Annotated in this window: 9 protein-coding genes; 2 read left to right on the top strand and 7 right to left on the bottom strand. The window is 61.1% G+C overall.

Annotated features, from left to right (window positions below):
* Positions 1 to 23 precede the first annotated feature (23 nt).
* From fmdA to urtA, 6 genes are all read right to left on the bottom strand, one after another.
* Positions 24 to 1256: a formamidase gene (gene fmdA / locus KFO72_RS20735; protein ID WP_054930721.1), complete on the bottom strand. Its 1233-nt coding sequence runs from the start codon at positions 1254 to 1256 to the stop codon at positions 24 to 26.
* Between the two features lie 36 nt (positions 1257 to 1292).
* Positions 1293 to 1982: an urea ABC transporter ATP-binding subunit UrtE gene (gene urtE, locus KFO72_RS20730; RefSeq protein WP_054930722.1), complete on the bottom strand. Its 690-nt coding sequence runs from the start codon at positions 1980 to 1982 to the stop codon at positions 1293 to 1295.
* A gap of 24 nt (positions 1983 to 2006) precedes the next feature.
* Positions 2007 to 2750, bottom strand: a complete 744-nt coding sequence (gene urtD / locus KFO72_RS20725) for an urea ABC transporter ATP-binding protein UrtD (protein ID WP_054930723.1) — start codon at positions 2748 to 2750, stop codon at positions 2007 to 2009.
* Positions 2747 to 3892, bottom strand: a complete 1146-nt coding sequence (urtC, locus tag KFO72_RS20720; RefSeq protein ID WP_107203430.1) for an urea ABC transporter permease subunit UrtC — start codon at positions 3890 to 3892, stop codon at positions 2747 to 2749. The genes urtD and urtC overlap by 4 nt, the downstream gene beginning before the upstream one ends.
* A 46-nt stretch (positions 3893 to 3938) precedes the next feature.
* Positions 3939 to 4856, bottom strand: coding sequence for an urea ABC transporter permease subunit UrtB (gene urtB / locus KFO72_RS20715; RefSeq protein ID WP_054930725.1), 918 nt, complete (start codon positions 4854 to 4856; stop codon positions 3939 to 3941).
* 66 nt (positions 4857 to 4922) lie between these two features.
* A complete protein-coding gene (gene urtA / locus KFO72_RS20710) occupies positions 4923 to 6188 on the bottom strand; it encodes an urea ABC transporter substrate-binding protein (protein ID WP_054930726.1) in 1266 nt (421 codons plus the stop codon).
* Positions 6189 to 6417: 229 nt separating this feature from the next.
* Between urtA and KFO72_RS20705 the strand changes: the two genes are divergently transcribed.
* Both KFO72_RS20705 and KFO72_RS20700 read left to right on the top strand, forming a co-directional pair.
* Positions 6418 to 9876: an ATP-binding protein gene (locus tag KFO72_RS20705; RefSeq protein WP_405083847.1), complete on the top strand. Its 3459-nt coding sequence runs from the start codon at positions 6418 to 6420 to the stop codon at positions 9874 to 9876.
* On the top strand, positions 9869 to 10837 hold the full coding sequence (locus KFO72_RS20700) for a response regulator transcription factor (protein WP_225032895.1): 969 nt from the start codon (positions 9869 to 9871) through the stop codon (positions 10835 to 10837). The genes KFO72_RS20705 and KFO72_RS20700 overlap by 8 nt, the downstream gene beginning before the upstream one ends.
* A gap of 206 nt (positions 10838 to 11043) precedes the next feature.
* On the opposite strand, the gene KFO72_RS20695 is transcribed toward KFO72_RS20700, so the two are convergent.
* Positions 11044 to 12624 (bottom strand): isocitrate lyase, encoded by a 1581-nt coding sequence (locus KFO72_RS20695; RefSeq protein ID WP_060605789.1) that lies wholly within the window; start codon positions 12622 to 12624, stop codon positions 11044 to 11046.
* Between the last annotated feature and the right edge of the window lie 350 nt (positions 12625 to 12974).

Genomic DNA, 12974 nt, shown 5'->3' with positions numbered 1-12974 from the left:
TCGCGACCCGGCGGGCTCGGACATCAGACGATGTCGGGCGACAGCGGCATATCGATATCGCCCTTGATGTGTTTGATCGGGCCATCCGCGCCCGGGCGAATATCGAAGTCGAATATCTGTGTGGGCAGCCACAACGTCGCGCACGCATTCGGCACGTCGACCACGCCGCTGATATGTCCTTGCACGGGGGCGGTGCCGAGAATCGAATATGCCTGCGCCCCTGAATAGCCGAACTTCTTCAGATATTCGATCGCATTGAGACACGCCTGGCGATAAGCGATGTGCACGTCGAGATAATGCTGCTTGCCGCCTTCGTCGACGGAAATGCCCTCGAAGATCAGATAGTCGTTGTAGTTCGGCGTGATCGGGCTCGGCTTGAAGATCGGGTTCTTGATGCCGTATTTCTCCATGCCGCCTTTGATGAGTTCCACCTTCATGTGAACCCAGCCCGCCATTTCGATCGCGCCGCAGAAGGTGATTTCACCATCACCCTGACTGAAGTGCAGATCGCCGACCGACAGCCCCGCGCCGTCGACATAAACCGGGAAATACACCTTCGAGCCGCGCGACAGATCCTTGATGTCGCAATTGCCGCCATGTTCGCGCGGCGGCACCGTGCGCGCGCCATCGGCGGCGGCTTTCGCCTTCGCGTCGCCAGTGAGCTTGCCCATGTGCGCAGTCGCCGCAAACGGGGGATTCGCAAGGCCTGGCACGCGCGCCGGATCGGTGGCGATCAGTGCGGCCTCGCGTTCGTTCCATGTGGCGAGCATCTTCGGATCAGGCAGACAGCCGATCAGACCCGGATGAATCAGGCCCGCAAAACTCACACCCGGGATATGGCGTGAACTCGTGAAGAGCCCGTGGAAATCCCAGATGGATTTTTGCGCTTGAGGAAAATGATCCGTCAGGAATCCACCGCCGTTCTGCTTCGAGAAGAAACCGTTGAAACCCCACTGGCTATCCGCCTTCGTGCCGATATCCAGCAGGTCGACGACGAGCAGGTCACCCGGCTGCGCACCCTTCACACCCACGGGCCCAGACAGGAAGTGAACGATCGACAGATCGATATCGCGCACATCGTCTGCGCTGTCGTTGTTCTTGATGAAGCCGCCCGTCCAGTCGTACGTCTCCAGAATGAAGTCGTCGCCGGGATTGACCCAGCATGCCATCGGGATATCGGGATGCCAGCGGTTGTGAACCTGCTCGTTGTCGTACGCGGACTGTTCGAGGTCCACCTTGATCAGTGTTTCAGCCATTGCTTACCCTCCTTTGAAATAGCGTGGACAGTCGGCTCACACCGACAGGTATTCGCGGATCTTCGCGGTGTCGGCCTCGGCGCGCGGTGTCTCGTGCACGAAGCGTCCGCCTTCGATCACGAACAGACGGTCTGCCACATCGAGCGCGAAGCTCAGCACCTGCTCCGATACCACGATGCTGATGCCGCGCAGCCTGCGAATCTCGTTCAGCGCATGCGCGATGTCCTTGATGATCGACGGCTGAATGCCTTCCGTGGGTTCATCGAGCAGCAGCACTTTCGGTTGCGCGACGAGCGCGCGGGCAATGGCGAGTTGCTGTTGCTGGCCGCCCGACAGATTGCCGCCCTTGCGGCTGCGCATGTCGTACAGCACCGGGAACAGTGCGTAGATTTCTTCGGGCACGCGCTTTTCGCGTGTGTTTTCGAGTCCCGTCTGAATGTTCTCCTCCACGGTCAGCGTGCCGAAAATCTGCCGTCCCTGTGGTACATACGCGATGCCTTTCTTCACACGCCTGAAGCTCTCGTCGCGCGATACGTCCTCGCCGTCTACACGCACAGCCCCGCCCTTGAGCGGCAGAATGCCCATCAGCGATTTGAACAATGTGGTCTTGCCCATCCCATTGCGGCCCATGATCGCCACCGTCTCGTTCTTTTGGGCGGTGAAGCTGATGCCGTGCAGTGCCTCGCTCTGGCCGTAGCTGACGAATACGTCGTCGACGTTCAGCATGTGCGGTCTCCTTTCAATGGCAACTCAGTGACCAAGATAAACGTCGATCACGCGCTGGTCCGATTGCACCTTCTCCATCGGCCCCTCCGCGAGGATCTTTCCCTGATGCATCACCGTGACCTTGTGCGCGATCTGTTCGACGAAAGCCATGTCGTGCTCGATCACGATCATCGAGCGGTTCTGGCAGATTCGTTTCAGCAGCTCCGCCGTAATCTCGCGCTCGCGCACGCTCATGCCGGCAATCGGTTCGTCGAGCATCAGCAGTTCCGGCTCCTGCATCAGCAGCATGCCGATTTCCAGCCATTGCTTCTGGCCGTGCGACAGCAGCCCGGCTTCGAGATCGAGTTCCTTTTCCAGGCCGATTTCCTGCGCGACGCTCTTTACGCGGTCCAGCACGTCGCTCGTGCGCTTGAACGCGAGCGCGCCGAACACGCCACGTCCGCGCGGGAACGACACTTCGAGGTTCTGGAACACGGTGAGGTTCTCGTAGATCGACGGCGTCTGAAACTTGCGCCCAATGCCTTTGCGCACGCGTCGAAATTCCGGCAGTCGCGTCATCTCTTCGTTGCGGAACTTGATGCTGCCCGCGTTCGCGCGTGTCTTGCCGCAGATCAGATCGAGCAGCGTGGTCTTGCCCGCACCGTTGGGTCCGATCACGACGCGAAGTTCGCCGCGATCCACATACAGGCTCAGATCGTCGACCGCCTTGAAGCCGTCGAACGCGACGGACAGCCCTTCGACGGCCAGCACGAAATCGGTGTTGCTCATGACGTGCTCCTTGCGCCACGGCGCATGAGCCAGGGCTTCACGTGACTGTCGTAGAGGCCCGCGAGCCCGTTGGGGAACGCCATCACCACGCCGATGAAGAGCGCCGCCATCAGGAACAGCCACAGGTTCGGAAAGCTCTCGGAGAACCACGTCTTGCCGAGATTGACGAGAATCGCGCCGTACACAGCGCCGACCAGCGACATGCGTCCGCCGACGGCCGCATAGATCACCATCTCGATCGACGGCACGATGCCCACGAACGACGGCGACATGAAGCCCACCTGCAACGTGAACATCGCGCCGCCGATCGCCGCGAGCACGGCAGCGAGGCAGAAAGAAAAGACCTTGAACATCGCCACGTCGTAGCCGGAGAAACGTACGCGGTCTTCCTTGTCGCGCATCGCCAGCAGCAGCGTACCGAGCTTGCTGCGCGTGACCCGCCGGCAGAAGAGGATCGCGGCGAGCAACAGCACCGCGTTGACGAAGTAGAGAATCAGCTTGGCGTGATCGCCGCGGATGTCCCAGCCGAGCAGCGTGCGCAAATCCGTGATGCCGTTTACGCCACCTGTATAGCCTTGCTGACCGATGATCAGCACCGACAGGATCAGCGCCACAGCCTGCGTGATGATCGCGAAGTACACGCCGCCCACGCGCCGCTTGAACATGGCGAAACCGACAATGAACGCGAGCAGGCCAGGCACCACCAGCACCGCGAGCAACGAAAACGGCAGTGAGTGAAACGGCTTCCACCATAGCGGCAGCGCAGTCAGCTGGTTCCAGTCCATGAAGTCGGGGATGCCGGGCGTCGACTGGATTTTCGTGCTGACGGGATCGGAGGCTTCGAGCTTGAGGAACATCGCCATGCAATAGCCGCCCAGTCCGAAGAACACGCCCTGGCCGAGGCTCAGCACGCCGCCGTATCCCCACGCGATCACGAGGCCGACTGCGACGAACGCATAGGTCAGGTACTTGCCCATCAGGTTGAGGCGGAACACGTCGAGCGTCAGCGGAAACACGACGAGGATCAGCAGCGCCAGTACGATGAAGCTGCCGTAGCCGCCGCGATGCAGGAACATACGGCGCAGCCAGCCCGCGGCCGGTGGCGCTTGCGTATCGACGGGGGCATCCGCGATAGGATTCATGGTCGTTTCTCCCGCTTGCGTCGAAGAGATTGAAGAGTGGGTCAGTTCACGCACGGCGCACCTTCGATGCGAACAGGCCCTGTGGCCGCAGCATCAGCACGATCACGATGGTGAGCAGCGTCAGCACACGCGCCGACGAACCCGTCATGAAGAACTCGCTGATCGATTGCATCTGCGCGATGCCGAACGCCGACGCTACCGTGCCAAGCAGGCTTGCCGCGCCGCCGAAGGTGACCACCAGAAACGAATCGACGATGTAGAGCGAGCCGCTCGTCGGTCCCGTCGAACCGATCGCGGTGAAGGCAGCACCGGCAACGCCCGCCATGCCGCAACCGATCGCGAAGGTCATGCGGTCCGTCATCTTCGTGTCGATGCCGGCCGCGTTCGCCATCTGCCGGTTCGCTACCGTGGCTCGCACACGCAGGCCCCAGCGTGCGCGGTACAGCGCGAGCAACAGGCCGCCCGTCATCAGCGCAGCAAGCGACATGACGAAGAGACCATTGATGGGGATGTCGAGGCCCTGCTTCGGCGACCATGAACCCATCAGCCACTCGGGCAGATTCGGGCTGACTTCCTTCGGGCCGAAGGTCGAGCGGAACACCTGCTGCATGCCGAGGCTCAAGCCCCATGTCGCGAGCAACGTGTCGAGCGGGCGCTTGTAGAGATGACGGATCAGCGCCCACTCTGCGAGCCAGCCTGCTGCGAACGCCAGCACGAACGCGACGACGATCGCGAGCGGGAAATACACCGGCCTGAAACCGGGCCACACCGTATCGGCGACCTGCGAGAACATGTAGATGGTGTACGCGCCGATTGTCATGAACTCGCCGTGCGCCATATTGATGACGCCCATCTGGCCGAAGATCACCGCGAGCCCAAGGCCCATCAGCAACAGCACGCTGAACAGCGAAAGGCCCGCGAAACCCTGCATCAACGTGATGTTGAGAATGTCCGAAGCCGACATGTTTCCCTCCTCGAATGAAGCCGCTCATATCACGTATGTGATGCGACACGAGCAGCGTGGCAGCGCTTACTGATAGCCCTTCGGGAATGGATTCGGCTCGATCAGATCCGGCGATTCCGCGACCACCTTGAACTGCCCGTCCGCCTGCGCCTGGCCGATGCGCGTCCGGCTCCACAAGTGGTGGTTCGCGTGGATCTTCACGTAGCCTTCGGGCGCCGTCTTCAGTTCGATGCCTGGCGAAGCTGCAACGACCTTGTCGACGTCGAAGCTGCCGGCTTTCTCGACAGCCGCCTTCCACAGCCATGGCCCGAGGTACGCTGCCTGCGTGACGTCGCCGATGACCGCCTTCGGCCCATACTTCGCCTTGAACGCCGCGACGAATTTCTTGTTGTTCTCGTTGTCGAGCGATTCGAAATACTTCATGGCCGAATAGAAGCCCGCGACGTTTTCGCCGCCAATACCCAGTACCTCGTCTTCCGTCACTGAGATGGTCAGCAGGAACTGCTTGTCTGCCGTAATGCCCGCCGCCTTCAGCTGCTTGTAGAACGCCACGTTCGAGCCGCCGACGATGATCGCGTAGATGCAATCGGGCTTCGCGATCTTGATCTTGTTGATGAGCGAATTGAAGTTCGTGGTGCCGAGCGGGTAATACTCTTCGCCGACGACCTTGCAGCCCTGCAGGTGCCCCTCGATGTGCTTGCGCGCAATCTTGTTCGACGTGCGCGGCCAGATGTAGTCGGAGCCAATCAGGAAGAAGCTCTTCGCCTTCTTGGTCTGGTTCGCCCAGTTCAGGCCCCAGAGGATCTGCTGGGTCGCTTCCTGTCCGGTATAGAAGACGTTTTTCGACTGCTCGAGGCCTTCGTAGAAGGTCGGGTAGTACAGCAGACCGTTGTCGCGCTCGAAGATCGGCAACACAGCCTTGCGCGACGCCGATGTCCAGCAGCCGAAGACAGCGGCCACATGGTCGTTTTCCAGCAGCTTCTTCGACTTCTCGGCAAAGGTGGGCCAGTCGGAGGCCCCGTCTTCCTGAATGATCTTGATCTTGCGGCCCAGAATGCCGCCCATCCCGTTGATCTGCTCGATTGCGAGACGCTCGGCCTGAATCGAACCCGTCTCGGAGATCGCCATCGTGCCGGTAGCCGAGTGAAGCTGGCCGACAGTCACTTCCGTATCGGTCACGGCGAGGTTGGTCGTATTGACCTTCGCGGTCGGATATTGCTGCGCCCAGCCGATGGCCGGCACCGCAAGCGCGGGCGCTGCGGCGAGGCCCATCAAGAGTTTGCGGCGCATGGCCGACGGCATGATCTGGTCGTTGTGATCGTCGTGCGACATCGAAATCTCCCTTGTGGTCGTATCCGGTTTGCGTCTTCGGAGCGAAATGTAGGGAGCCAATTTGCGCGATTGAATACGTCATATGACGTAGGGCGCTCGCGAAAACGGCTTCATACAATCGCGTCCGCCACCACGTTCCATAGCCAGACGTTCAAGGAAGGGCCATCGAATGGAATGCTACTTGCATGGCGAGCCCGATCCACCCGGAACCCGCCTACTCCAGCCATCGATGCACCAAAGGGAATCCCCGCCTGCCGCCACCGACGATGCAGCGACCCAAGCCGGGGCGTCGCGCCCGGCAATGGGCGGCACGCAACGTATCGTGAAGATTCGCCGCGACTACAACGCATGGGTCGCCGATGAAACGCTGGAGGACTACGCGCTGCGCTACACGCCGCGCGGCTTCCGGCGCTGGTCGGAACTGCGTGTCGCCAATACGGCGATGGGCGCCGTGTCCTTTCTCGCGCTCGAAGCCATCGGCGGCGCTCTCGTGGTGAATTACGGCTTCACCAACGCGGTGTGCGCGATTCTCGCGGTGGCGGTGCTGATCTTCCTGACGGGTATGCCGATCAGTTACTACGCCGCGCGCTTCGGCGTCGATATGGACCTGCTCACGCGCGGCGCGGGCTTCGGCTATATCGGCTCGACGCTGACGTCGCTGATCTATGCTGTCTTCACCTTCGTGTTCTTCGCGCTCGAAGCGGCCATCATGTCGCTCGCGCTGGAGTTGTATTTCGGCATACCGCTCTCCATCGCGTATGTGATAAGTGCGCTCGTCATCATCCCCGTGGTGACGTTCGGCATCACCTTCATCAACCGCTTGCAGGGCTGGACGCAGCCGCTGTGGATCGTGCTGCTCGTCGTCCCTTACGCAGCCGTGCTATGGCGCGAACCGCACGCACTCGCTGACTGGTTCACCTTCGCCGGGATCTCGGGCGAGGACCGCAAATTCAATCTGTTTGCGTTCGGCGCGGGCTGCACGGTGGCGCTGTCGATGATCGTGCAGATCGGCGAACAGGTCGACTATCTGCGTTTCCTGCCACCGCGCACGAGCAGGAACCGAGTGCGCTGGTGGATTGCGTTGATCGCGGCAGGACCAGGCTGGATCATTCCCGGCGCACTGAAGATGCTCGGCGGGGCATTCCTCGCGTTTCTTGCCATCCAGCACGAAATCGATCCGGCAAAGGCCGTCGAGCCAACGCAGATGTACCTCGTTGCCTATCAATACCTGTTCCGCTCGCCCGAAGGCGCGCTTGCCGCGATGACCCTGTTCGTCATCGTGTCGCAGATCAAGATCAACGTGACCAATGCGTACGCAGGTTCGCTCGCATGGTCGAATTTTTTCGCACGGCTCACACATAGCCATCCAGGGCGCGTGGTATGGCTCGTATTCAACGTGCTCATCGCCTTGCTACTGGTCGAGATGGGCGTATTCGAAGCGATCAGCAAGGTGCTCGCGCTGTATTCGAACGTGGCGATTGCGTGGATCGGGGCGCTCGTCGGGGACCTCGTCATCAACAAGCCGCTCAAGCTCAGCCCGTCGTATGTCGAGTTCAAGCGCGCGCATCTGTATGACGTGAACCCGGTCGGCATCGGCGCGATGTTCGTCGCATCCGCCGTCGCAGCGCTTTCGCATGCGGGCGTTTTCGGGCCGGTGGCCGAAGCGCTGTCGTCGTTCATTGCATTGCTGGTGGCGTTCGTGTGTGCCCCCATCATTGCACTCGTCACCCGGGGCCGCTTCTATCTGGCGCGTGACGACAGCACGCTCGCGCCCGGTGCGACCCTGCGCTGCGTGATCTGCGAAAACACCTTCGAACGCGAAGATATGGCGCATTGCCCGGCCTACGCGGGTTCGATCTGTTCGCTATGTTGCTCACTCGATTCACGCTGCAACGACTCGTGCAAGCCACACGCCCGTCTGACCACACAGCTAGGGCAAACCGTGCACAAGCTGTTTCCGCGCCTGCAGCTCGGACGCGCGAGCTTGCGCATCGCGCAATACCTGGGGTTGTTGATTGTCGGGCTCGTCTTGCTCGGCGGCGTCATGTCGATCCAGTGGTATCAGAGCGTGAGCGCCCTGTCCGACCTCGACACGATAGCGCGCGACGCGCTTCTGCACGGTTACCTGGAAGCGTTCTTCGCACTCGCGCTGGTCGGTTGCATTGCTGCGTGGTGGCTGGTGCTGGCGAACGAAAACCGCAAGGTCACGCAGGAAGAACTGCAGCGCCAGGCCGAATTGCTGATGCAGGAAATCGAGGCGCACCGCAAGACCGACGCGGCGCTGCAGCAGGCAAGCGCGGCCGCTGAATCAGCGAACCGTGCGAAGAGCCGCTATGTGACGGGGCTGAGCCATGAACTGCGCACGCCGCTCAACAGTATCCTCGGCTATGCGCAACTGCTTCTGCAAGCCACTGATGAACTCCCTCCCGCACGCCGTGAAGCGGCAGCGACCATCTATCGCAGCGGAGAACACCTGCTGGCGCTGGTCGACGGCCTGCTCGATGTCGCGCGCATCGAGTCGGGCAAGCTTCAACTGAACGTCACGGAAGTCTCGCTGCCGGATTTCATTACCCAACTCAGTGCGATGCTCGAACCGCAGGCGACCGACAAGGGCCTCGCGTTCGACTTCCAGACCACGGGCCGCATGCCGGAAGTGGTTCGTATCGACGAAAAGCGCGTGCGGCAGATTCTGATCAACCTGATCGGCAATGCAATCCGTTTCACGTCGCAAGGCCGCGTGAACGTGCGCGCCGGATATGCGTGGGAAACACTGACCTTCGATATCACCGACACTGGCCCGGGCATTCCTGCCGCCGAACTGGAGCGCCTGTTCCTGCCGTTCGAACGCGGCGCGGCCGCTCGCGAGCATGACCACGGGGCGGGACTCGGTCTCACCATATGCCGGCTGCTGACCGAGCTGATGGGCGGCAACCTGCAGGTACAAAGCGAAGTCGGTAAAGGCACGCGCTTCATCGTGAAGCTGTTCGCATCGGAAGTGCGCGCACCCGTGCGGTTTTCCGGTGGTCAGATCAACATCAGGGGCTATCCGGGCAAACGGCGCACCGTGCTGATCGTCGACGACCTGACGGAGCAGCGGCGCATCATCACGCAGACGCTCGTACCGCTCGGCTTCGACGTGATCGAGGTTGGGAGCGGCCCGCAAGCACTGCAATGGCTCGCGACGGGCGGAGCCGATCTCATTCTGATGGACGTGGCCATGCCGATGATGGACGGTTTCGAGGCGAGCCGCTTGATCCGTGACAATCATCTGTCGGACGCGCCCATCCTGATCCTGTCGGCAAACGCCTTCGCCGACGACCGCGAAAAAGGCGCGGCGGCCGGATGCGACGATTATCTGGCCAAGCCCGTGCACCTGCCGCTGCTGCTCGACAAGATGGCTACGCTGCTCGACTTGCAGTGGATCACCGAGCCCGCGCCGCTATCTGCCGAAGCATCCCTCTCGCCACAGGCGATTGCCTCACTACCGGCGCCCTTGCTCGACAATCTGCGCTCAACACTGGAGATGGGCTATATGCAGGGCTTCATCGAACAACTGGATGCCGCCGAGCATCATGCCCCCGAGCTCTCCTCGCTTCTTGAACCACTACGTGCAATGGCGCGGCGCTTCAGGCTTTCCGAACTCGCGCGCGTGCTTGCGCCACCTCAGCCGACCAACCCCGATGCATGACGATCAACACCTTCTGCCCAGCGAGACGGCGAGCCTGCCCGAGCTGCCCAACGACCGCGCGGTCGTGCTGATCGTCGACGACACGCCCGACAATCTCGCCCTGCTCTCGGATACGCTGAACGACGCGGGCTATGCGGTGCTCGTCGCGCTGGACGGCCAATCGGCGCTGCAACGATTCGCGCGAGTGACGCCCGACGTCGTGCTGCTCGACGCACTGATGCCGGGCATGGACGGCTTCGAGACTTGCAAGCTCATCAAGAGCGATCCGCGCAATCGACACTTGCCCGTGATTTTCATGACCGCGCTGACAGAAAGCGAACACGTCGTGCATGGCTTTCGCGTTGGCGGTATCGACTATGTGCCAAAACCAGTCAAGCCGAGCGAAGTGGTCGCGCGTATCGCCGCACACGTGCAACGATCCCGGCAACAACGGCATATGGATGTGGCATTGGAGATCGGCATGCGCGCGGCACTCATCGCCGCGGAAGACGGCACCATACGTTGGCAAAGCGAACTCGCACGCGAGCGGCTACCCCGCTACGCAGCAGTGGGTGCGCCCGGTGACGGGCTGCCTGACTTGCTGCATCAATGGCTGCTGCGCTGGATCGGCGCCGGCTGCGATTTGCAGGCGAGCTTCGACACGGTGAGCGGCCGCGTGCGTCAAAGCGTACGCGTACTCGGACGCGCGGAGCACGGCGACTGGCTCATCGTGCTGGAAGAGTTCGACGATGCGTCGCAGACCGATAGCCTCGCCGCACGTTTCAGCCTCACGAGCCGCGAGGCGGAAGTGTTGCTCTGGCTTTCACGCGGCAAGACAAACCGCGATATCAGCGACATTCTAGGCATGGCGCCGCGCACGGTTAACAAGCATCTCGAACATGTATTCAGCAAGCTGAGTGTCGAAACGCGATCGGCAGCCGCCGCAGTTGCCATGCGTTGCCTCACGCAGCAACAGAAATGAAGCCAGATTTTCAAACGGCTGCGTCAGATTCGAAACAGAAGCCGGCATCTCCGGAAAACACACCGGGTCTTCCTTCGCGGATCGACCGCGCATATCGCTTCTGCATGGACGCGCACAAGGAAACAGCGCGGGGACGCCACGAGCTATCGGGCGAAAAAAAACGCCAACCTGCATGGGTTGGCGTTTTACCCGGCGTATGACTGGTATCAGAACTGGTTCATGGTGTTGTCTTTGCCCGCCGCTTTCAGGGCAGCTTCGCCGCTGAAATACTCCTTGTGGTCATCGCCGATGTCCGAACCGGACATGTTCTGGTGCTTGACGCACGCGATGCCCTGACGGATTTCCTTGCGCTGCACGCCAGCCACATATCCCAGCATGCCCTGATCGCCGAAGTATTCCCTCGCCAGATTGTCGGTGGACAGTGCGGCGGTATGGTACGTCGGCAGCGTAATCAGGTGGTGGAAGATACCTGCTTCGCGCGATGCGTCGGCCTGGAAGGTACGGATCTTCTCGTCGGCGAGTTTTGCCAGTTCGGTCTGGTCGTATTCCACGCTCATCAGCTGGGCGCGATCGTATGCCGACACATCCTTGCCTGCGGCCTTCATCGCGTCATAGGCCTGCTGGCGGAAATTCAGCGTCCAGTTGAACGACGGGCTGTTGTTGTACACCAGCTTGGCGTTCGGGATGACCTTGCGAATCTCGTTGACCATGCCTGCGATCTGGGCGATGTGCGGTTTTTCGGTTTCGATCCACAGCAGGTCAGCGCCGTTTTGCAGCGCAGTGACGCAATCCAGTACGCAGCGCGCTTCGCCCGTGCCGGCGCGGAACTGGAACAGGTTGCTCGGCAGGCGCTTCGGACGCAGCAGCTTGCCGTCGCGCTTGATGATGACGTCGCCATTGCCCAGTTCGTCGGCCGACAATTCTTCGCAATCGAGGAAAGAGTTGTACTGGTCGCCCAGGTCGCCCGGCGTGCGGGTCACGGCGATCTGCTTGGTCAGGCCGGCGCCCAGCGAGTCGGTACGCGCCACGATGATGCCGTCATCCACGCCCAGTTCCAGAAACGCGTAGCGGATGGCGCGGATCTTGGCGAGAAAGTCCTCGTGCGGCACGGTGACCTTGCCGTCCTGGTGGCCGCACTGCTTCTCGTCGGACACCTGGTTTTCGATCTGGATGCAGCATGCGCCCGCTTCGATGAACTGCTTGGCCAACAGGTAGGTGGCTTCAGCGTTGCCGAAACCCGCGTCGATGTCGGCGATGATCGGCACGACATGGGTGACGTGGTTGTCGATTTTTTCCTGGATGGCGGCCTTGGCAGGGCCTTCGGCTGCATCCAGCTGGCGGAACAGGCCGCCCAGTTCACGCGCGTCGGCCTGGCGCAGGAAGGTGTACAGCTCGCGGATGAGCGCGCTGACCGAGGTCTTTTCATGCATCGACTGGTCCGGCAGCGGGCCGAACTCCGAGCGCAGCGCGGCCACCATCCAGCCGGACAGGTACAGGTAGCGGCGTTCGGTGCTGTTGAAGTGCTTCTTGATGGAGATCATCTTCTGCTGGCCGATGAAGCCGTGCCAGCATCCCAGCGATTGGGTGTACTTCGACGGATCGGCATCGTACGCAGCCATGTCGGCGCGCATGATCCTGGCGGTGTACTTCGCAATGTCCAGGCCCGTTTTGAATTTGTTCTGGGCACGCATGCGGGCGGCGTACTCGGGGCTGATCGCATTCCACGCGCTGCCGTGGGTCTCTTTCAAATCGGCAACTGCGCTGATGTCGTCTTGATACTGGCTCATGGTTTTCTCCTAAGGGCGTTTAACTGATCTGGCGTGTCGCTGCGTCTGCGTGTGCGAACTGCATGACTAAATGGTAGCGCCGTTTGACCAGCTTGAACCAAGTCTTATATAAGACATAAGACATATTTTTTGTTTATTTTTCAATGAGATACGCGCCGCTTTTTGCCATGTAAAACATGCTTTCAGGTAACAAAAAGATCACGACACTGAAAGCCCAAGCAAATCTCACAATATGAAACTCGCTTCCGGCTTCTGGAGAAATGGCGCGCGGGGGGACCCGACCGGCGATTACCCGCCAGATGACGATCCACCGGACCAGCCAGATGGGACATCCATGCTGGACCCGGTAG

Origin of the sequence: Paraburkholderia sp. XV, from assembly GCF_020177535.1 — a bacterium.
GTDB classification, from domain to species: Bacteria; Pseudomonadota; Gammaproteobacteria; order Burkholderiales; family Burkholderiaceae; genus Paraburkholderia; species Paraburkholderia caribensis.
The sequence above is the reverse complement of the archived record's forward strand: the minus strand, read 5'-3'. Positions and strand labels throughout refer to the sequence as shown.